Annotated in this window: 17 protein-coding genes; 11 read left to right on the top strand and 6 right to left on the bottom strand. The window is 54.8% G+C overall.

Going from position 1 to position 22,096, the window contains the following annotated elements; genetic code table 11:
- Nucleotides 1–649 precede the first annotated feature (649 nt).
- Together ACLHIL_RS03790 and ACLHIL_RS03785 are read left to right on the top strand one after the other, a co-directional pair.
- Nucleotides 650–1,585, top strand: a complete 936-nt coding sequence (locus ACLHIL_RS03790; RefSeq protein WP_411296622.1) for a hypothetical protein — start codon at nt 650–652, stop codon at nt 1,583–1,585.
- 234 nt (nt 1,586–1,819) lie between these two features.
- A complete protein-coding gene (locus ACLHIL_RS03785) occupies nt 1,820–2,371 on the top strand; it encodes an O-acetyl-ADP-ribose deacetylase (protein ID WP_411296621.1) in 552 nt (183 codons plus the stop codon).
- A gap of 651 nt (nt 2,372–3,022) precedes the next feature.
- Here the strand turns inward: ACLHIL_RS03785 and ACLHIL_RS03780 are convergent.
- Entirely contained in the window at nt 3,023–5,287 is a 2,265-nt protein-coding gene (locus ACLHIL_RS03780) for a hypothetical protein (RefSeq protein ID WP_411296620.1), read from the bottom strand.
- Between the two features lie 104 nt (nt 5,288–5,391).
- Nucleotides 5,392–7,026: an ROK family protein gene (locus ACLHIL_RS03775; RefSeq protein ID WP_411296619.1), complete on the bottom strand. Its 1,635-nt coding sequence runs from the start codon at nt 7,024–7,026 to the stop codon at nt 5,392–5,394.
- Between the two features lie 232 nt (nt 7,027–7,258).
- Between ACLHIL_RS03775 and xylA the strand changes: the two genes are divergently transcribed.
- The 3 genes from xylA to ACLHIL_RS03760 are packed head-to-tail and all read left to right on the top strand — an operon-like array spanning nt 7,259 to nt 11,227.
- Nucleotides 7,259–8,440, top strand: coding sequence for a xylose isomerase (gene xylA / locus ACLHIL_RS03770; protein ID WP_411296618.1), 1,182 nt, complete (start codon nt 7,259–7,261; stop codon nt 8,438–8,440).
- 37 nt (nt 8,441–8,477) lie between these two features.
- Nucleotides 8,478–9,806 (top strand): xylulokinase, encoded by a 1,329-nt coding sequence (xylB, locus tag ACLHIL_RS03765; protein ID WP_411296617.1) that lies wholly within the window; start codon nt 8,478–8,480, stop codon nt 9,804–9,806.
- Between the two features lie 50 nt (nt 9,807–9,856).
- Nucleotides 9,857–11,227, top strand: a complete 1,371-nt coding sequence (locus tag ACLHIL_RS03760; protein WP_411296616.1) for an alpha-amylase family protein — start codon at nt 9,857–9,859, stop codon at nt 11,225–11,227.
- Between the two features lie 227 nt (nt 11,228–11,454).
- Here ACLHIL_RS03760 and ACLHIL_RS03755 read toward each other — a convergent pair whose 3' ends face one another.
- Entirely contained in the window at nt 11,455–12,195 is a 741-nt protein-coding gene (locus tag ACLHIL_RS03755; RefSeq protein WP_411296615.1) for a helix-turn-helix transcriptional regulator, read from the bottom strand.
- 168 nt (nt 12,196–12,363) lie between these two features.
- Nucleotides 12,364–13,038 carry a molybdenum cofactor guanylyltransferase gene (locus ACLHIL_RS03750; protein ID WP_411296614.1) on the bottom strand — a complete coding sequence of 225 codons (675 nt, stop codon included), beginning with the start codon at nt 13,036–13,038 and terminating at the stop codon, nt 12,364–12,366.
- A gap of 97 nt (nt 13,039–13,135) precedes the next feature.
- Between ACLHIL_RS03750 and moaA the strand changes: the two genes are divergently transcribed.
- Nucleotides 13,136–14,182 carry a GTP 3',8-cyclase MoaA gene (moaA, locus tag ACLHIL_RS03745; protein ID WP_411296613.1) on the top strand — a complete coding sequence of 349 codons (1,047 nt, stop codon included), beginning with the start codon at nt 13,136–13,138 and terminating at the stop codon, nt 14,180–14,182.
- Nucleotides 14,183–14,234: 52 nt separating this feature from the next.
- Here moaA and ACLHIL_RS03740 read toward each other — a convergent pair whose 3' ends face one another.
- Nucleotides 14,235–14,666: a molybdenum cofactor biosynthesis protein MoaE gene (locus ACLHIL_RS03740; RefSeq protein WP_411296612.1), complete on the bottom strand. Its 432-nt coding sequence runs from the start codon at nt 14,664–14,666 to the stop codon at nt 14,235–14,237.
- Nucleotides 14,667–14,834: 168 nt separating this feature from the next.
- On the opposite strand from ACLHIL_RS03740, the gene moaC reads away from it, so the two are divergent.
- Both moaC and glp read left to right on the top strand, forming a co-directional pair.
- Nucleotides 14,835–15,326: a cyclic pyranopterin monophosphate synthase MoaC gene (gene moaC, locus ACLHIL_RS03735; protein WP_411296611.1), complete on the top strand. Its 492-nt coding sequence runs from the start codon at nt 14,835–14,837 to the stop codon at nt 15,324–15,326.
- Nucleotides 15,319–16,935 (top strand): gephyrin-like molybdotransferase Glp, encoded by a 1,617-nt coding sequence (gene glp, locus ACLHIL_RS03730; RefSeq protein ID WP_411296610.1) that lies wholly within the window; start codon nt 15,319–15,321, stop codon nt 16,933–16,935. Before moaC ends, glp begins: the two co-directional genes overlap by 8 nt.
- A gap of 520 nt (nt 16,936–17,455) precedes the next feature.
- Here the strand turns inward: glp and ACLHIL_RS03725 are convergent.
- A complete protein-coding gene (locus ACLHIL_RS03725) occupies nt 17,456–17,947 on the bottom strand; it encodes a molybdenum cofactor biosynthesis protein B (protein ID WP_411296609.1) in 492 nt (163 codons plus the stop codon).
- A 336-nt stretch (nt 17,948–18,283) separates the two neighbouring features.
- Here ACLHIL_RS03725 and modA point away from each other — a divergent pair, with 336 nt between their 5' ends.
- From modA to ACLHIL_RS03710, 3 genes are all read left to right on the top strand, one after another.
- Entirely contained in the window at nt 18,284–19,102 is an 819-nt protein-coding gene (gene modA, locus ACLHIL_RS03720; protein ID WP_411296608.1) for a molybdate ABC transporter substrate-binding protein, read from the top strand.
- Between the two features lie 165 nt (nt 19,103–19,267).
- A complete protein-coding gene (locus ACLHIL_RS03715) occupies nt 19,268–21,463 on the top strand; it encodes an ABC transporter permease (RefSeq protein ID WP_411296607.1) in 2,196 nt (731 codons plus the stop codon).
- 192 nt (nt 21,464–21,655) lie between these two features.
- The gene (locus tag ACLHIL_RS03710) at nt 21,656–21,925 is read left to right on the top strand and encodes a GlsB/YeaQ/YmgE family stress response membrane protein (protein ID WP_411296606.1); all 270 of its coding nucleotides are present in this window, start codon (nt 21,656–21,658) and stop codon (nt 21,923–21,925) included.
- Nucleotides 21,926–22,096: the final 171 nt, after the last annotated feature.

Raw genomic sequence — 22,096 nt, 5'->3', positions numbered from 1 at the left:
AGGGGAAAGTTGTTACCTAGTAGTCGCCAGTTGGGTTTACCCGCGCCGAGCAGGTATCAGGTTCGGCAGTTTTCTAACTTAGTAAATCCGTATCAGGCGTTTGCCCACCTTTGAAGAGACTGCTCATAACTTCGGTGGAGAGTTTTATAACCAGACGTGACACGAGCCAGGATCTAGGATTGCTAAAGTTTGAAGGCTCGTTCGAGTTGTCGGGCTTGTGCCAGGCATAGCAGATTGTCAAGCTGGTACGGGCAGGTAGAAGATATACTGCCTCCTCCCCTATAAAACACTGCAGTATGCATGCCTTCCGTTTCCTTGCCACAGGGCTAGATTCTCAATTTCGGCGGTAAGCATTACACCGCATCACCGTCTACCACAGGTCGGATGCCATGCGGGTATCAGAACCATCACGCTACACAGCATGCAAGATAATAACCACCTGTCAAAAGATCGGTCTAGGGAAAATGACTAGCTGGAATTATCTGGTGCAGGACCACCTGATGCCAGCTATAGCCCAACTTGCGAGGGGGGGGAGCGCGCTACCCTGTTAACGGGCACGGTAGCAAATGAACGGGATATTTCTGCGTACTGCAACCAACCAATCATGCAACCTAATGAAAATATTATTTCAAGACGAGAAGGCTGGAACATGCCAAAGAGCAGCATTACAAACAAAAAGAAAACCTACGTAGGGGCTGGTCTCGCAACCCTCCTCCTCGCAGGGGGTATCACTGGCGGGGTCGCATGGCATGTGCATAGCAATAATGAGAGGGTGTATGCGGAGGCACTGGAGGGGTGCGAGGGTCATGTTAAAGGGATCACCGCTGGTAAGGATGAGGCAAAGAAACTCTCTGAGGAGTATGCCACGTTCTTAACCGAGTACGCAGAGTACGGTAACGAGAATATTCAGAAAACCCTTGACGGGTTGAACGCTCTTGAGATTGGTACGTGTAGTAAAGACACTTTCGACAAGATTGGTAAGAGTGCCACAGATGTTAATACTGCACTTGAGAGTGCTAAGAAAGATTTAGCGACGGCAAAAGCTAAAGCCATTGACGGTAAGAAGAAGGCTTTGCACGACCAGATTGCAATGCTGGGAGAGGCTTATAACGGGTTTGTGGACCAAGCTACTTTGGATGGATTGAACAAGTCTGCTGATGAGCTTAACAATCTGGATGGGGTTAAAGGTCTCATTACAAGCGTTAATCAGGCGGTAGCTGGGGCGCAGGGTAAGAAAGATGCGCATGATAAAGAGGTGGCACAACAGAGGGCGGCTGAGGAGGCTCAAAGGGTAGCTGAGGCTCAAGCTCAACGGGCACAAGCATACAGCACCTACAGCCCATACAGCGGGTACTCACACTCTGGGGGCGCTACCACCAACCCACAAGGCGGGGGTACAGGCTACGCAACCAGCGGTAACGGTAACGTTGCAGGGTTAGGTAGCGGGTATGATACCGGCGGGAATACTGGGACTCCCGATAGTAGCGACGGTTTAAGTAGCGATGTAGATGGGTTGTTGGATTTTGTGAAGAGCTTGACGCCACCACCAGATCCTAATCGTCCAGTGTTCGACCCGTTTAATTAAGGAAAAGTTTTAGGAAGGTATATTATAGGGGACTCGTGCCGAGTCCCCCCTCCCCTATAAAACACTGCAGTATGCATGCTTTCCGCTTCCTTGCCACAGTGCTAGATTCTCAATTTCGGCGGTGATCCATAGCCAGAATTGCTGGCGTTGCCGATCAGCTATCGTGCAAGCCAGCACTAACCGCCGTCCGGAATAGCTGCGGCGCATGACACCAAAGCGAATTACACTGAAACGGTGACTATTCATTTTGAGGTGGTCCTCGCCGATATTACGACGCTGAGCGTAGACGCGATTGTTAACGCTGCAAATTCCACCCTCCTGGGCGGCGGCGGAGTCGATGGTGCTATTCATCGGGCAGCTGGTCCGGAACTTTTAGCGCAGTGCCGCCACCTGCGGGAAACCTCGCTACCCTCAGGTCTGCCAGTCGGGCAAGCTATAGCAACCGCAGGATACAAGCTGCCTGCCAAATGGGTGATCCATACCGTCGGGCCAAATCGGCACATCGGCCAGACAGATCCGAAACTTTTGGCGGCTGCGTTCCGCAATAGCTTGCAGCGCGCGCTGGAATGTGGCGCTCAATCTATCGCTTTTCCAGCTATCTCCGCCGGCGTGTACGGCTGGGATATAGATGAGGTCGCTCGAATCGCCGTCACCGAATTACAGCAGACTGCCCAAACCGCCACGCTTAACCTGAAAGAGCCAGCCACTATCACTGTATATCTCGTCGCCTTTAGCCATCGTGCCGACCACGCTTTTCGCCAAGCCCTTGCCCAGTACAGCGCGTAAAACTCGCTGCCGCCACGCATCAACAGGGGCGTAAATACGTAAATACCTGCACGCTCCATGCTCATTCCCATGCGGGATTCTCAGGAGCCTTTTGATTCTTTGCCATATTGTGCGCTTTATCCTGCCCTGTTCCTTCTCCTTTCGCCTGGTTTTCCTACGCAATACAAATGATTTTGCAGACGTAATGACAGCCGCAGGAGCATACGTTACGAATATATGGACCGCCGCCGAGCACCTTATCCTCGGCTTGGCTTTGGCTATCCTCGCATACCCTTCAGCTTCACGCGCCTTTCGCCTCCTCGACTGCATACATCGTGACGTATCCTCACACCCCAGACCCATTGCCTATTTCCTCTAAACCTCTCAGCTATTTCGCGTTCGGGCACCCTTTGCGCATACCCCTCACGCGAAACCTGACCACATCCCAAGCGCCACACATTAAGCGGAAAACTGACGTAATAGCTCAGCATAGCCATCTCGCCCAAATAAGGAACATAGATGTGACAGCGTTAGACGCCGCACAGATATGGACGTCATGCAGAATAAAAAGCTGGTGGGTGTCCAGCAATGGACACCCACCAGCGGTAACATTCCTCCCTCACCGCCTAACGCGTTATGACATTAACCCCTTAGGCGGCAAAGCAGTCACCCCTACACGGTTGGGGCTGGCGGCGGAGGTGGAGGCGTTGTGCCGAAATCCTCCGGCCCAGCCGCACCGTGGGCTAACCGATCATCTGACGTGCTTTCTGGATCGCCCTCAGAGGCACCTTCTGCGGCGCTTTCTGGCGCAGGTGGCGCATACTCTGGCGCAGATTGCACATATCCCGCTGCCGGTTGCGTATCTGCGACCATATCTGCAGGTTGCGCATAATCTGCAGTGCCTTGCATATCTGCCGAGGGCTGACCGTATTGTGCTGCCCCCTGCGGATAATACGCACCATTTTGCCCATAACCATCGCCATAGCCATCACCCGACGGCGCAGCCTCGTACCCACCTGGCGTCGGATACGGCTGCGGCGAATATGCCGGAGATGAATCCTGCGCCGGATATGGCTGGTAGCCCTCCGGCGTCGGCGTCTGCGCATACTGCGCGGCCTCACCCGTCGGCGCTGGCTCATATCCCTGCGCAAAATCCGCAGAATCCCCCGAATACGGCACTGCCGACGCCATTGCCTCAGGAGACATCCCCGCTGGGGTCATCCCACCAGCAGCCATCCGCCGCTTCGCCCGCTTACGCAAGACGATAGCCAAAACAATCAACCCGATAATCGTCAGAGCAATAACGCCCAAGATAATCAGCGAGAATAACGTCGGCCCGTGATCCATAACAAGGGTCGCGCCAGCATCGGTATAGATCAGATCTTTACCATCAGTTTTGACCACCGCACCCGGTTCCTCCTCCAAACTATGCAATACAGAGGGGCGTACCACAAGTGTTGACCCACTGGGGGTATCACTGTCATAGAACATTGGTAAATCAATGGAGATCATCGTCTTTTTCGACCACAACGCCCCACCTTGATCATCTTCACGGATTTCACCACCAGTGCGATACCCCGCAAGACGTTCGGAAATCTCCTCTGCGTTAGAACCAGAAAGCGTCACAACTGCAACGGTGGTATCGTCGCGTTCTTCCACCGTAATATCGCCCGCATCCCCAGGATCAAAAAGCTTTTCTAAATCGAGATCGAAGTTCTTGAGTTCTTCCGTCTTAACCGGATACTCAAAGGTAACGTCGTAGCCTCCCATAAACGAGCGCTCCACGGTTACCGTCCACGGTTCAAAGACCAGTTTGGATGCGAAGCTCAAATCAACTTTCTTGCCATCCCCAGCAGAGGATCCCGTCCAATCGGGAATAACTCCACTGAAATCTGGATCACCATACGAGTTACCCTCTGGCGTCATATTCTCTTGGTCATAGACGAAGTACCACCGCGCTCGCTCATCATCTGCATCATCAGTGCTTTGGCACACCCCTCGGCATCCGATAGTGCCAGTGAGCTGATAAATCCGCTCCGTAATGCTATCCCCGTTCGGGGCAACATCGAGTTTGATGGAGACGCTATCATCATCAAGAAGTTTCTTGAGCTTCGCTGATAAATCATCCATATCCTTAGGCATGAAGCGAATCATGTATTCGCCTTGATGCAAAGGGGTAAGTTTCTCTGCGCCTTCAGGCATACGATCCTTGAGGAATTCCTCCAATGCCTTAACCTGATGATCCGGCAATCCGCTATCTGAATGGTAGATGACGACGGTTTCACCCTGATTCTCCGGCTTCATCGAGGTATAAACCTCAACATGCGCAAAGGTATCGTCCTTTATCTGCTTAACTACCAGACGGTTACCCTTCTCAGATGGATACGTATTCCCCTCAAAGACAACGGTGGGTTTAGGTGATCCACTGTTATCAAAAATGGAATTGCGATTGTGCTCCTCAATCACGTGTTCATAGACGAGCGCATCGGCAAGCCAGCCCATCAGTTCAACATCAGTGAACTGCTCGTTGATACTCAACCCCTTTTTCAAGGGGGTATCGTAATACTTCATCTCTGGCTCGCCATAGTACGAATCTTCACTAAGACCCGCCAAAGAGCGCAACGTATCTATCTTCTGCGCATAATCGTCAGCAGAGCTGAATCCCATCGTAAAGCTGCCAGAGATCGTCGATCCATCGTCAGCCATACCGGAATACGTCAGGATGGATGGCAGATGCTGACGGATAACCGCGTCAATTTCTGCCGGAGTCTTCTTCACGTCACTAGATGACAGATCATTTTTTGATACGGCAAACGTGAATATGCGAGTACCGGCAATGTTTTTATCAATCGTCGTCGTCGACGTAACTTTCACGCCACATGCAGCCAGCAAACACGCAGCAACCAGCGCACATGCCAACCGTAAAAGACGAGGCATTCGGTATGCGCCACAAGAATTTGAGGTAGCACTCATGAGTGACCTTTCCCAGCGTGGATATAATGACGGCACAATTCTATGCCACCGCCGCAGTAGAGTAACTGCTATTTTGAATCCTGAGCTATCCATGCGCCAGGGTTAATGGCAGCCTCACGTAAGATACGATGAGCCCCTCCAATACTCGCTAAATCCATAGCGTGCTCAACGACATCAATATCCATATCCTGCCACTGCGACTGCAATGTGCGATCCGCTAACTCACATTCCATGACCGATCGAATTACCGGCAATATCTGCCCAATAATTCCTCCCACTCGAACCGTGGAGATACCGAGCGTATTAATAGTTGCAGCCAATGCTCGCCCCAATGCAATACCCGCATCCCGCATCGCAGCACACGCTCGAGCATCTCCGGCTAGCGCAGCCTGCATAATTGCTTCAACCCCCATATCGCGTACCTCTGCCCGAGAGGGTGTTACCGCAATGCCGGTAGATGCTTCGATAGATGGGTGAGGAGCTAGTAGATTTTCTGCTATTTCCTTACTTTCACTGGATTCGCTTTGGTTCGCAGTTGCTAGGTCGTATTTCCCGTCGGTTCTTATGCGGTGCGTTGCCACGTTTGCCTCATACGGGGATACTTGCTCTAGCTCACTTCCCAAGGAGGAGGCATTATCTATTCCGGCAGCTTGCCGCAATGCATTCAATCCCACATAGGCTTCCAGGCATCCGCGAGCTCCACACGAACATTGAGGGCCGTTCGGATCGACCATGACATGCCCAATTTCTCCAGACCATCCAGAACCAGAAACCAAATCATGGTTGAGCACGATCCCCGCTCCGACCCCAACATTGCCCGATAGGTAGATAAATTCCGCTAAATCGCCAGCTACTCCTGGACGCGGATGCGCAATGGCATAGGCCGCCAGGTCTGCTTCATTACCAACCTGTCGAACGTCAAAATCAGCTAATGGAGCGAGCAATTGAGCAAAAGCAACATCTTTCCAACCCAAATTGGGAGCAATTGCCAGGGTATCGGCTGAGACTAACCCTGGTAGCGCTAATGAGCTTCCTGCAAATCGAGCACAACACACCGATTCACTGGCACGCACTTCCTGAGCTATCTGCGCTAATCGAGTCATCGCTTCGTGCATTGACAGTGCACTGACGTCACAACACTCCCTGCGACGGGCCAGAACTCTGCCCGCCAAATCTACCGCTACAGCGCTGAGAAAAGAGACGTTGATTTCCAAGCCGAGCGCGACAATACTGCCGCGGCGTGGTGAGAGAAAAACTGCGGGCCGCCCTCGCCGGCGCGACTTTGATTCTTGACTCGCAGCGACATCCGCATGATTCCGCGTACTCGTCTTTACCGGCTCAATCGCCTCCTGGTATCGGGTTTGATTGGAAGAATTGCTATTCTGTTCGCCACTTACTTCGCTATTCGTTTTCTCTCTTTGACCATTCATCTCGTCTTTGCTGGCGATCAGAGCTGGCGTTACCCTACCCACTGGCAGAGGATGCTCGTCGATAAAACCATGCGATAGTAGCTCATCAACAAGCCGAGAAGCAGTCGCTTTCGTCATACCCGTACGCGAGGCAATATCCGCCCGAGATAATTGACCTGGATTGGCAAGAATTTCTTGCAAGACCACCCGCAAATTCATCTCTCGAAGTGTTTGCGGAATGGCATGCAGATTAGTGCCTTTCACCCCTTTGGTGCTTTTCTTGTTATTACTCACGCGTTTCGTTTCCCTTATGCCCTTGCTTGTGCCTGCGGTATTTCGTCAGCACCTCGGCATATTTTGACGTTTTAGCGAGGCGATATACCGCAGCAAGTTGGTATGCAGCGATTCACCCCTTAAAACATGCCGATAATGCGAACAGACGATGTGTTGACTATACCGCGACCCGCATTTAGTATATTAATAAAACTAATTAAATTCATTTCATTCTTCACCAGAAAGGCCCGCAATGACGCGCACCCCCACCGCAGATGACAAATTCGCCTTTGGTTTATGGACGGTCGGCTGGAATGCTGTTGACCCCTTCGGAACCGGCACTCGTGAAGTCCTTGACCCCTGGGAGTACACCTCTCGCCTCGCCGAACTTGGCGCCTGGGGAATCACCTTCCACGACAACGACGTCTTTGACTTCGACGCTTCCGACGCAGAACGCCACCAGCGGGTTATGAAAGTCAAAGAAACCGCCGAAGCCAATAACCTCGTGATCTCCATGGTCACCACCAACACCTTCACCCACCCAGTTTTCAAAGACGGTGGCTTAACCAATAACGATCGCAGCATCCGACGCTTCGCCCTACGAAAGATTCTGCGCAATGTCGATCTTGCCGCCGAACTCGGAGCACAGGTATTCGTCATGTGGGGTGGACGCGAAGGCAGCGAATACGACTCCTCGAAAGACCTCAACGCCGTATTTGATCGCTATCGCGAAGGCTTAGACGTCATCGCCGGATACATCAAAGAACGTGACTACGACCTGAAAATCGGCCTTGAGCCCAAACCCAACGAACCGCGCGGCGATATTTTCCTCCCCACCGTCGGTCACGCACTAGCCCTTATCGCACAACTCGATAACGGCGACATCGTTGGCGTCAACCCAGAAACTGGTCACGAACAAATGGCAGGTCTGAACTACACGCACGGAATTGCTCAAGCGCTCAACGCCAATAAACTCGTACACATTGATCTCAACGGCCAGTCCGGCATCAAATACGATCAAGATAAAGTCTTCGGGCACGGCGACCTCGCTAGTGCATTTTTCACCGTCGATCTACTAGAAAACGGTTTCCCTGGCGGCGGACCACGCTACGACGGACCACGTCATTTCGACTACAAGCCCTCGCGCACAGAAGGCGCCGAAGGCGTCTGGGAATCTGCTGCCGCGAACATGGAAATGTACCTCATGCTCAAGGAAAAGGCCATTGCTTTCCGTGCCGACCCGCGCACTGCCGAACTTATGACCAGCGCATCTATCCCTGAGCTGAGCACACCCACTTTATCCGAGGGAGAAAGCATTTCAGACCTCCTCGCCGACCCACACAGCTATGAAGAGTTTGATGCCGACGCAGCCGGAGCTCGCGAATACCACTTCGTTGAGTTGTATCACCACGCCATGCGTCACCTCATCGGCTAATGTGCAACTAAAACCATAGTTACCCAGGAGGCAACGGGTGAAACCGCGTTATGTAGCCGGAGTCGATTCCTCAACGCAATCCACGAAAGTACTCATCGTCGATCCACACAGCGGAGAGATCGTCCGATCTGGAAAAGCCCCACATCCCGACGGTAGCGAGATTGATCCACACCACTGGTGGCTCGCATTCCAGCAGGCAGTTTCACAAGCCGGCGGACTGGAGGACGTCTACGCATTATCGATAGGCGGGCAACAGCACGGGATGATCTGCCTAGACGAACATGGACAGGTCATTCGTCCCGCCCTGCTGTGGAACGATACGCGATCCGCTCACGCCGCCCAGGAGCTGATTGAGGAATTAGCCGTAAATCAGCCCGACGGAAACGGCATTAGCGCCTGGACTCAGGCCACCGGATCCGCTCCCGTTGCCTCCTTAACTATCACAAAACTGCGCTGGCTCGCCGATAACGAGCCAGAAAATGCCGAAAAAATAGCAGCAATATGCCTCCCGCATGACTGGTTGACCTGGAAAATTGCCGGATCAGGTGACATCCGCCAGCTCACTACCGACCGATCAGACGCCTCAGGAACGGGCTATCTCAGCCGTGACGCCCAAAACTACCGACGCGATCTTCTCGCTCAAGCGCTACGTCGTTCCCATGCTGACGACATTGTTTTACCGAAGATCCTCACACCGTGGGAGGTTGCCGGAAGCGGAGATCCGCGTCAGAGATGGGGGCATATCCAGCTTGGGCCGGGCTGTGGGGATAACGCTGGAGCGGCTCTTGGAATTGGGCTAAAACCTGGTCAAGGCCTTGTTTCCCTGGGAACATCCGGCGTCATTAGTGCCGTTAGCGAGCATAGTATTGCCGATCCAGATGGTTTAGTCACCGGATTTGCTGACGCAACCGGCCATTGGCTGCCCCTGGTCTGCACGCTAAACGCCTCCCGAATTGTTGACGCCATGGCCCGCATCTTAGGTGTTGACTACGCCCAGTTCGACGAACTCGCCCTAAGCGTTCCTCATGCCAATGGGCTAAAACTCATTCCTTATTTCGACGGAGAACGCACTCCAAACCTCCCCGAAGCCCGCGGTGAACTGCACGGAATGACCCTGGCAAACAGCCAACCAGCATATATCGCCCGAGCCGCTATCGAAGCCTTGCTGCACCACATGGCCGACGCCCTCCGGTGTATCACTCGACATTCCGTAAGCCTCCACGAGCTTATTCTTATCGGCGGCGGAGCGCAGTCGCAGGCGGTTCGACACCTTGCCGCCCAGATCTTTGGTCTGCCAGTCACGATTCCGCCTACCCGGGAATACGTCGCCCTTGGGGCAGCACGGCAAGCTGCTCAATTGCGCTAACACCCTCGCCGTGACTCTATATACTGTCAGATACCCTGACGAGGAGAGGCATGAACGAACACGCAATCTGGTGGCATATCTACCCACTTGGCGCTCTCGGCGCACCCATTCGCCCCGATTGGCATGATGACGGGACGACCGGCCGGTTACGCCGCTTATCCCACTGGCTCGATTACGTGCGCGATTTAGGGTGTAACGGGCTGCTCTTCGGGCCGCTCTTCGCCTCAACCACTCACGGCTACGATACGACCGATCATTTCCACGTCGATCCTCGGCTTGGGACGAATGAGGATCTGGAGTGGCTGCTGGCACAGTGCCGCGAGCGCGGATTGCACGTTCTTTTTGATGGCGTTTTTAACCACGTCGGAGTGGAACATCCACTGACGAAAGCCGCTCTAGCCGGTGAGCCCTCTCCCGTCCTGGTAGCGCCTGATGGCTACCCGCAACACTGGGAAGGTCATTTAGATCTTGCCGAGCTGGACCACAGCAATCCAGCAACTGAAGATCTCGTCGTCAACACGATGGAGTATTGGTTGGAGCGCGGCATTTCTGGCTGGCGGCTTGACGTTGCGTATGCCGTGCCGAATGAGTTTTGGCGGCGCGTCACCGACCGAGTTCGCCAGCGTTTTCCACAGGCATTTTTCTTAGGCGAGATTATCCACGGTGATTACCTCAGTTTGATTGCCGACGGACATTTGGATTCCGTTACCCAGTACGAATTGTGGAAAGCTATCTGGAGTTCGCTTTCCGACGTTAATATGTGGGAGCTGGCCCATGCCCTGGAGCGCCACGCAGATTTCACCGAAGGCGCCTACCAGATCGGGCAGCGCGATCACCGCTACTACCCGCCCTTGTTGAATACCTTTATCGGCAATCACGACGTAGACCGCATTGCTTCCACGCTCACGGATACTGGTGCTGCCCTTGCTACCGCTATCGTCTTTAGCGTCCCCGGTATGCCCAGTATTTATCAAGGTGACGAGCAGGCATTTCGCGGGGTTAAAGGCGATGGCGTCGCGACCGATGATCAGATTCGCGCCCCGCTACCAGATAGTCCCGCAGAACTTTCTCCGGCTGGGGCCTGGATGTATCGGCACTACCAGGCGTTGATTGGTGTGCGCCGCCGTCATCCTTGGATTGCTAATGCACACATTGAGGTTACGTCGAAAACGAATGAGCGGATCAGCTATCGGGTCACGCAGCGGTGCGAAACCGGCACATCTGGCACGCCTGCTGGTTATCCCGCTGAGCGAGATGCACCGGATAGGCAGGATAGCAACTGCCCTCCTGAATTAGGTAATCCAGGTAATCACGATAGCGATTGCGCCCAATGGCTGACGGTTGATCTAGATGCGGCCGCCGGATGGATCCGTATTTCGTGTAGTGATTCTGAGGTGTGGACCTTTGGGGATGTGGAATAAGGCTGCGGAACAGAGCAGACCGCTGCCGGAATTTTACGCACGGTCGCGATGATTTTGGGGTGATCCTCAATCTTCGTGATATGCCAAGGTAGACGAAGATTTTCGTCGGAAAGCTGGAAAGACACGCCGCCGCACACGGAACGTCGGTACTATCGTGCCGCTATTGGCCCGGCGTCACACCAGCCCTACCCTATCGAGTAAAACACGTTCCACAGCGTGGCATACATTTACTCCGCACGGGGGCTATACGGCGCAGTTACCGCTCGCATCTGAATTCGACATACCCCGTCGCGATATTGCGGATAAAGCGTGGCAGCAATTGATTCGTCGTACCACAATTTCATCATTTGGTCACTCATCCCAGCATGTATCTCACACATGAGCGGGTCAACACTACCGTTATGAACGAAAGGGCATGAGTGCAGATCTAATGCCGAAGAATCGTCATCAATCGAGGCTGAAGTACCCATTGATGAGTAAAGCATCCGCATGGCAGCCACACGATGTGTATGGTCCGAATCTGCCTCAGTATCTGCCCCGTCGCCACCTGCCGTTCGAGCAAGCTGCAAAAAGATCCGATCCGCCCATGCCTTCCCTAGTTGGCGGGCACTACCCACCGGATCAGGGGAATATTCTCGGATAGCGTCACAAAAAGAATTCGTCAGCTCAACAAAATATGCCGCAGTAAATGCGCTCGAACTCGGCGCCAGCGAAAAATATCCCCAAGCCGGGCGCCCACGCCCCTCTCCTTTTATCGGCTCCCGATCAATCAGCCGCAACTCCACAAGCGAATCCAACGTCATGCGCACCGAATTAGGATGTAGATCTAATTCTTCAGCTAATTCCGTGACGGTGACGTGCTCTCGATGCCGAGAAATGGCGGTCAACATCGCCTGCTGAGCAGCCGAAAGCGACACCATTGACGAATAGAGCGCCGCCGCAGTCAACGGAACGTCATGCTGTGCCATAATGTTCACCCCTCACTTTCTCCGCACCATTACGAGTATGTACCTACTACGGGCTACCTGCCCACTACTGGGCTTCCCTATCATTGAAGCTCTCAGCTATGCGAGCAAAGCCACACGATACGATCCAGGATATTACGTCCCCAACGAGCGCGAAAGTCCCGGAACGCACTATTTCACTGGTCGGGGAACATATACACCACGACGAATTTGCTCAGCTAGCTGCTGTGCGTCCGCAACGGTATCAACGTCAGTGAAATCGCTACTATCACAGTCAACTACACATAAGGGCAACTGCGCGAATGCCTGACGAATTGAGCCATTGCGCACCACCTGTGACTCTTTTTCAATAGCTTGACGTATCCACGCCCACCGATACACCCCATGCACATACTGAATACGATCCTGGGCACGTGGCACAGCTCCGGCGCATTGCGGGCTGCCAGCCATCCGGGCAAGCAGAGGAATAAAACACCCAATCGCACGCGGAGCATCACACGTTGCCAACCCGAGGACGCCATCTGCTGGTAACTCACCGAGTGCCGCTACCCCCGCAGCAATTCCCGCCAAAGGGCCACCCAGCGGCGGATCTTCATTCGTCAGAATAACCCCAGGCGGAACAGAAAGTTGCGGCGGACCAACGACAACAATCCGCGCCGCCGGAGCAATTGCACAGATCTCACCGAGGACCAAATCTAATAGCCGATACCCAGCCACTCGATATTCCGGTTTACTGACCCTACCTAGCCGATGAGCCGTCCCACCGGCTAGCACGATAACCGCATCCAGCTGGTTAGCAGGCGGCATATACGGTATATGTGACTGCTTGACGGGCGAACGATCCATCTGTGCCTTCTTCCAGCTTTCCTGTGATATTGGGAAAGATCATATCTGATCTATCTCGGTAGGAAACCCTGCCAACTCGTGGGCTAGAATTCGCGATATGAGTGTGAACAGCATACCGTCTCGCCCATACCGCGAGCTGGTCGATCAGTGGGGGCGGATAGCGCGCGACCTGCGTATATCCTTAACGGACCGCTGTAACCTGCGCTGTTCCTACTGTATGCCACCAGAAGGGCTACAGTGGCTGCCCACCGAGGAAACACTTAGCGACGAGGAAGTCATGCGGCTTATCCGCATTGCCATTGAGCAGCTTGGCATCACCGAAATTCGGTTCACCGGCGGCGAACCACTCCTGCGCAAATCCCTTGTTGATCTCGTTGCTTTCACCCACGGCTTGCGCACATATCTTGGCACACAACCGGATATTTCCCTGACAACGAATGCCCTTGGCTTAGATAAAAAAGCCGAAGCGCTCGCCCGTGCCGGCTTGCAGCGAGTCAATATTTCGATGGATTCCGTCGATCCTCAGGTGTATCGCCACATTTCCCATCGCGACCGCCTGCACGATGTTTTCCGCGGTATTACCGCTGCGCGAGCCGCCGGGCTTTCCCCCATCAAAATCAATGCCGTTGCGATTCGCTCAGTAAATGACAGCGGCTTGACGGATCTACTGCGATACAGCCTGCAAAATGGGGCGGAGTTGCGCATTATTGAGCACATGCCACTTGGCCCTCAGGAGAGTTGGTCGCGAGATAATCTCGTTCCTCGCGACGAGATTTTGGAAATATTGGGGGCACAATTCGATCTCACGCCAGCGCCGCGCACCGATCTGAGCGCTCCAGCCACCCTGTGGGATGTTGCCGCTGGAGCCGATCATCCTGGCGGGCGGGTTGGCATTATCGCCTCTGTAACCGCGCCATTTTGTATAAATTGTGACCGGACGCGACTTACCGCCGACGGGTATATGCGCACCTGCCTGTTTGCCCGTACAGAAACCGATCTGCGCACTCCACTGCGTTCCGGAGCAAGCGACGTAGAAATCGCAGACCTATGGGCACGCGCAATGTGGGATAAAAAACCTGGTCACGGGATTGATGATCCCGATTTCGTCCAGCCGGATCGGTACATGTCTGAAATTGGCGGCTGATTCCGCACCGCAACCCATCAATCCCACCACTGCGCAGTGGCACTCACGGCACTTACGCGCTACCAACCCATTCGTCGGTACCGTCGGGGAATAACTGACGTTTCCATACCGGCAAACGCTCCTTAACGGTATCAACCAGATCTGAAATCGCGCGAAAAGACTCACTGCGATGCGGGCTAGCCACCGCCGCCACCATCGCACATTCGCCCACCTGCAACGGACCGAGCCGATGCACCACAGCCACCCGACACTGTGGGTGGCGCTGCGCTATCTCACCAGCCACTTCGCGCAGTACATCGGCCGCACTGGGATGACCGCTGTACTCAATCCCCAATACTGCTCGACCCGCATCGTGATTACGCACAATCCCTTCAAAAACGACGAGCGCTCCAGCGCTATCATCACGTACCGTATCGGCAATCTGCTGTGTCACGAGCGGGCATGAACTGACACCTACCATGCCAATATGTTCTGCGCGTTCCATTACCATCCTCCGTCGCCCTGCGTTAACCACGAACTATCGAGCACGTTATCGTTCAATCTGCTATCAACCTATCCGATCATATCGACAACGTGCCGCGCCGCCGTATCAACCTAGCACCAAGCAGCACACGCACTACGATGGAACACAGCCTGAGCGAAAGGATATTCGATGAAATTCACCCATCTGAGGAACACCGGCGAAGCACACATGGTTGACGTCAGTGCCAAACAACCAAGTGTTCGCACCGCGTGCGCCCAGGCAAAGGTGCACTGTTCGCCGGAGGTTATGAGCGCCTTACGCGAAGGCAGAGTCCCCAAAGGTGACGTCCTCGCAGTAGCTCGCATCGCTGGAATTGCTGCGTGTAAGCGCGTTCCCGAGCTATTGCCACTCGCCCACACTATCGGGGTTCATGGCGCGCAGGTTGACTGCCTCCTGAAAGACGATCACGTCCTCATCCGCACCCAAATTCGCACTGCTGATCGCACCGGAGTAGAAATGGAAGCCCTCACTGCGGCGGCCGTTGCTGCACTTGCCGTGGTTGATATGGTCAAAGGCGTAGATCGCTCCGCTGCCATCAGCGAACTCCTTATCACGCATAAAGACGGCGGCCGCTCTGGCCAGTGGGTACGCCCCGGCTGGGAGGAAACAAACCATGAGTGAGCCGCACTCATCACCACAGCCAAGGATCCCAGAAAACACCCCTTTAAGCGGCAAAATTGGTGAAACTGACGGAGCTAATGCGGCTTACAAACATACCGGCAATCCGGAAGTGACGAATCATGCCGCCTCTGCCGCCCATGCAAGCATCGCTACCGACTGTGCCACCCAGCCCAACACCAACCACTCGGACAATCCCGCACCTGCCGAACCGATCAGCCCAGAAACCTATCGCCAGGAACTATTGGATACTTTCGCGTTATCTCCCCTGGCGATAGAGCATGTTGCACTCAGTGAGGCACTCGGGCGTATCTGCGCGCAGGATATATATGCCCGTTTTCCCGTCCCACCTTTCACTAATTCCGCTATGGATGGATACGCCGTCTGTAGTGAACAGTTCCGTGGAGGCGGGCCGTGGGACTGCCAGGTGGATGGTGATCGGGCGGCCGGTTCGATTGGATCTGACCACCTTGAGAGCACCGATGGAGCTAGCGGATCTGAGGAATCTAATGACTCTGACGGCTCGCCTAATCCTAATTGCCCGAACACCGGCTCGATTCCTACCCCTGCGCCAGATACCGGCTACTCAGCAGTTGAGCTACACCCATCAACCGAATCCTCAGCAAAGGGCAACTCCCCCATCCGCGTTTGCCGCATTATGACCGGCGCTGTGCTACCTGAATGGGCCGACGCGGTAGTCAAAGTTGAGGACACCAACGCTCCGAGCGGCCCCAGCCAGGCGCCACAACAGGTACGGATTTTTGCCCCACCACACGCCGGATTAAACGTGCGCCGGCGCGGGGAGAGTATCGAGATCGGCCAGCTCGTTATCCCCTGCGGGCAACAACTCAACGCGCAACGGCTAAGCGCCCTTGCTTCGGTGGGATATGCTGACGTGCCGGTTCGCCGCCGCCCCCGAATCGCGGTTATCGCCACCGGCGACGAACTGTGCGCACCAGGCCAAGAGCTCGGCTTAGGGCAAATCCCGGATTCTAATTCTGTGCAGCTTGCCGGGTTGATTCGCGAACTGGGCGGCGAACCGCTCTGTCAGCGAGTTGGTGATAATCCGAACGAGCTGGCCGAGGCTCTCAGTATTGATGCGGATCTGATTATCACCTCCGGTGGGGTGTCGATGGGCGCTTTTGATCCCATTAAGCATCACGGTTTGCGTCATGGCTGGCAATTCCGCAAAGTAACCATGCAACCAGGCAAACCACAAGGTTACGGCTGGGCTGGAACCTCTGGGCGCACTCCCGTCGTATGCCTACCCGGGAATCCTGTTTCTGTGCTGGTCTCTTTCTGCCTCTTTGTTCGCCCGATCATTGACGCGCTCTTTGCTCGTATGCCAACGGCTATGGATAGCGATTCGGGCTGCCAATATGCCCGCGCGGAAATCGGATGGCGTTCTCCTGCAGGCCGACGCCAATTCGTCCCCGTACAACTTCGCTATTCCAACGGGATCGCCACTATTTGCCCCTCCCACGTCGGCGGATCTGGTTCTCACCTCGTCACCGGATTAGCGGGTGCCGATGCACTTGCCGTCGTTCCTGAGGAGTGTTGCACCGTCAATCCTGGCGATGAGCTAAGGATTCTCAGAATCTCCCCACTGTGATTGACTGCAGCCCCTAGCGGTCCTCCGCTAGTAGTCGCTCATCTGCGCCGCAGCTTTGCCACCAGCAGCAATGCATACCCTACCTTTTCTCGTTACTTTCGGGCAGTGCTCAGGCTGACGTGCGGGACTACCATCTATAAGAATTGGCGCGCTATGCCCCCTCACGCCATCTCGTTGCGGCTTTACGCTTACCCGCCATTCCAGCGAAGCACCAACTCAACAACCGAGTAGCCAAAATCAAGGGCACCACATGGTGCTAATACCAGTGGTAGCGTCAGAGGAGAACACCATCTACTGCCTGCTATGACCGCTATCTCCCCGCGCAGGCAGCTTAACGCCTGCCGCCGGCTACCTACACTCATTGCCTACCATCTGCACCGACGCAGCAGCCGATCAAACGACCAGCCGCCCTTACCTCCCACGCAGGAAGATAAGCCTCAGATTCCTAACCCGAATTATTTATAGACGCAGAATCCAGCCCCGACGGATCAGCATCTGCCCTGCTTAAACGGGAAATCGCTCAGTGATCGCCTCCACGCACCTGGTCAATCGTGTGCTCCAAAATAGGCAGCAGCACGTCCAAAGTATCGCTGACCCCGCCGACCGATCCAGGCGCATTGACCACCAAAATACGGCGCGGCCCTAACACCATCACGCCAGCGCGCCCGCGCGAAAGCAAAGCCCCCGGCACGCCTTTGTTCATCCCGTACATCCGAATCGCCTCGGCAATCCCCGGAATATCAAAACGCAGCAGCGGATCCATCGCCCGCGCAGTGTAATCCTGCGGGGTAATCCCCGTCCCGCCAGTGGTGAGCACAAAATCAACAGTATCGAGAGCCACCGTTTGGACGGCCTCCGCGATAGCGCGCACATCATCATGCACAATCATGGTCTGCCGGACCTCAATGCCCGCTTCAGTTAGACGCTGCACAGCCGTCGGCCCAGAAATATCTGTGCGTTCGCCGGTTGAGCATCGGTCAGAAATTGTTATTACTGCGGCTGTAATCGTCATACTCCCATTCTAGGGTGGCGTTTGGGCAGGGTAAATATGCCGGTAGCTTCACGCTGGTAACTCAGCCGTATTGGCAACATTTAGCGCCCTGGTTAATCACTTTACCGTTAAGGATTTCTCATTTTTCCGACGTTTTTCGCACCCATTGCGCGAGTTCGCCGCAGCTTTGCCGTGCTGACCGCTTCCGCTGCGATATTGCCACGACATCCCGCCCCCATCCTGCTAGCATCGCGGTATCGCTACGGTAGGGCGAACAAAGCTACCGTCACACGTCCTATCACCGGAATCGCATCACTCCGGTGGCGCCTAGGGACCTACGATGCACAGGAGATACAGATGAATATTCGGAAGATTGCGCTCTCATGCGCGCTTTTGTTAACCCTTCCACTGGCCGGATGCTCTCAGAGCGGCAAGACCGAAAACACTGAAAAGACCGACGCCCCCGTGACCAGCACCGAATCCGCAGCAAGCGAATCAACAGATTCTGGAGAACTGACGGTTTTCGCGGCGGCCTCACTCAATACCGCTTTCCCACAGATCGCCCAAGACGTCTTTGCAAAAAAATATCCCCATGTGAAAGTGAACTTTTCTTTCGAGGGCTCTTCCTCCCTTGCTGAAAAGATACTGGCTGGCGCAGATGTAGACGTCTTTGCCTCGGCTGACGAGAAGAATATGTCGAAAGTCAAAGAATTCGCTCCAACACCCGTTACATTCACCAAAAACACCTTGCGCCTGATCGTTCCCACTGGCAACCCTGCCAAGATCACTAACTTGGAATCCGTCAACGGCACAAAATTCGTCGTCTGCGCCCCACAAGTTCCATGTGGTCGCGTCACTGGGGAGCTAGCCAAAGCAAAAGGCATCACCTTCCAGCCGGTTTCCGAAGAACAATCCGTGACGGATGTGCGCACCAAAGTGGAATCCGGTGAAGCTGACGCTGGACTGGTTTACTACACCGACGCCCTCCTCGCAAAAGGCAAGGTTGATATTGTGGATATCCCCGGCATGGAGGACGTTGGAACCTCCTACCAGATCGCAGCACTAAGCGGATCAACACATAGCGATTGGGCTGCCGCCTTCCTCGAATCCGTCGCCTCACCGGAGGGGCAAAAGATTCTCGCCACCTACGGGTTTGGCACTGGTAACGGCAAATAGCGACCAGGTGGGTGAGTCGTCATCCCAGCAACTCACCCACCTCAGCCGTTACGCCAATGAGCACATTGACCTCACACCACCTCCCCACCCACTTACCTACTATCCGCCCGTCACCCATCTATGACCCATCGCCTGATGGATCTGGCGAGTTTGAGGATTTCCACAATGAAACAGCTACGCGGTATCCCTCACTGGTTTTGGCTTCCGGCATTAATTGCCTTCGGAGTGCTACTGCTCCCGCTTGCCGGTATGGCGTTTCGGGTACCGTGGGCAGAACTACCTGCTATTTTGAGTTCCGAGGCCTCGCGAGAAGCCCTAGTGCTATCGCTGCGCACCTGTGCCGTTTCAACAATATGGTGCATTCTCTTCGGAACTCCGCTGGCATTAATCCTGGCGCGAGCAAGTGAGGGTCATCGTCCCATCTGGCTCACTCCACTGCGCGCTTTCATCCTTGTTCCACTCGTCATGCCGCCTGTGGTTTCTGGTCTGGCACTCTTGACCACTTTTGGGCGCCGCGGGGTATTTGGACCGTCCTTAGCGGCCTTCGGCATTAATATCCCATTCACGACACTTGCCGTCATTATCGCCCAAGTCTTTGTCTCCTTGCCATATCTGGTCATGACGGTAGAAACTGCCGCTAAAACAGCCGGTTCTCAGTTAGAACATGCCGCCCGTGGTTTGGGCGCCTCACGCTGGATCCAATTTTCACGCATCACTGTTCCGCTGCTCGGACCTTCCATTATTTCCGGTGCGGCCTTAAGTTTTGCTCGCTCGTTAGGGGAGTTCGGGGCGACGATTACCTTTGCCGGTTCTATGCAGGGCACTACTCGTACACTGCCGCTGGAGGTGTATCTTCAGCGGGAACAGGATACGCCTAGCGCCCTGGCCCTCAGCGTCGTGCTCATTGTTATCGCATTAATCCTCACTGCCGCCACCACGGTTATTGAGGCGCGCAATATGCGACGTTTTCGCGCGCCCAAGGGATTCGTGCCAGATGCAGCCGGCGATTTTTCGTCAGCCCAAACCACACCAGGATTCCCGCAAGCCAGATCCCAGGCACTGGAAACCGTCTCGCATGAGCTGGGGGAAATGACCGCAGACGAGGCGCGGCAAACTGCGTCTCGTAGATCAGATGCAGTACCGCATACAGCGGCGAACACAGCTCTCAACCCGCGTTTGGCTTCTCATCGCTTGCAGGATCTTCACGCAGTTTCGCGCACGCAAGCAGCGGCTACCTCGTCGGGTCTTAGCCAGCCAGCCACTGATTCGCCACGCTCAAACGTATCCGATCCGCATATCTCACAAGCGCTGGTCGCCTCCTCGCACTCCGGCGCCGGCTGCACCTTGCATGCGTGCGTCCCCGAGCGCGGAGTTGACTACAGGTTGCGCGTTAATCCGGGGCAAACTCTTGCCCTCATCGGCCCGAATGGTTCGGGCAAATCCACTGGTATCCGTTTATTAGCTGGGGATATTACTGACCCGCATTCGCAGGTGGACGCCCCAAAAATGATCGGTTTTCTTGACCAATCTCCGCAGCTTTTCCCGCACATGTCCGTCCTTGAAAACATTGCTTTTGGCCCGCGCTGCCACGGGATGAGCGCCTCAGCGGCTCGCGAGCGCGCCCAGCATGAGCTTGCCGCCGTAGGGTTATCTGCCTATGCACATAAGGCCCCGTGGCAGCTATCTGGCGGGCAGGCCCAGCGGGTGGCTCTTGCTCGATTGTTGGCAGTTGATCCGCAGCTACTTCTGTTAGATGAGCCTTTCGCCGCCCTGGATTCTGCGTCATCGGCTACGTTGCGCTCCCTTATCGCTGAGCGCACTGCTGGTTTAACGACGGTGATTGTGACTCATGATCTGATTGATGTGGTGATGCTGGCCGATCAGGTGGCCGTTCTTGAAGATGGCGCATGTGTCGATCTGGGCTCAATGGAGCATATTCTCACCCATCCGCCGACTGCTTTTGTAGCGCGTTTTGCTGGAGTCAATATGCAAGTTGGTCGTTATGACGGGCAGGTGTTGCATACTGATAACTCTCAGGTGCGTGTTGATGGCATGACGGAGGGGGTTGTGGATTCTCCTCGGGCTGCAGCCGTATTTGATCCGACGGCAGTTACTATTAGGCGAGAACTCTCTGCTGGATCGCCTCGAAACGTTTGGGCCGGTCAGGTGCGAGATGTTCATACTGGACCGAGCGGGGTGGAAGTCAGTATTGACATCGGTACCGATCACGTGGTGCGTTCGGTTATTACGACGCGCGCTGCTGCGGATTTATCTTTGCATCCTGGCAGTAACTTGTTCGTAGAAGTGAAGGCGATGCAGGTGCGAATTATTCCACTTAGCTCAGAGCGTACACCCCAATAATCCGACAAAGTAGACTAACCGCACACTTTCTCTAGCCGTTTTATGCCATCATGTCGGTATTTTCGCGAATAAAATTTCAGCAAACCCTTGCACACTTGCTCTATTGAGATGCGAGTTTTCCCTAGAAATGTATAGTAAGTAGCCGTCTGCAATCTTTTGCAGATAACCCCTATCAGAAAAGGATATTTAACAATGGGCAACATCATTGGAACCATCATCTTTGGTGGGATCATCGGCTTTCTCGCCCGCTTCCTCCGCAAAGATGCTAAGAACGTCTCGGTGATCGCCACCGTCGTCCTCGGCGTCTGTGGCGTCGCGATTGCCAATCTTATCCTTGGATTGTTCCACTACTCGGCAAACACTCCAGGTATCGACTGGTGGCGTTGGATTATCTCGACGATCGCCGCAATGGTAGTGATCGGTGTATATCTTGGCATGACGGGAAAGAGCTCCCGGAAGTAGCCCTCTCACCAATCACTCATCACCAGATGCCGCGTAAGACAGCAACGCATCTGGAAAATCTCATAAAACAGCGTGGGGGGGGGGGGGGGGGGGGGGGGGGGGGGGGGGGGGGGGGGGGGGGGGGGGGGGGGGGGGGGGGGGGGGGGGGGGAGGGCGGGGGAGGGGGGGGGG

The sequence above is a fragment of the Trueperella sp. LYQ143 genome (genome assembly GCF_046599595.1).
In the GTDB taxonomy this organism is placed as follows: Bacteria; Actinomycetota; Actinomycetes; order Actinomycetales; family Actinomycetaceae; genus Trueperella.
Note: the sequence above shows the minus strand (reverse complement) of the source record. Positions and strands in the feature narration are given on the sequence as shown.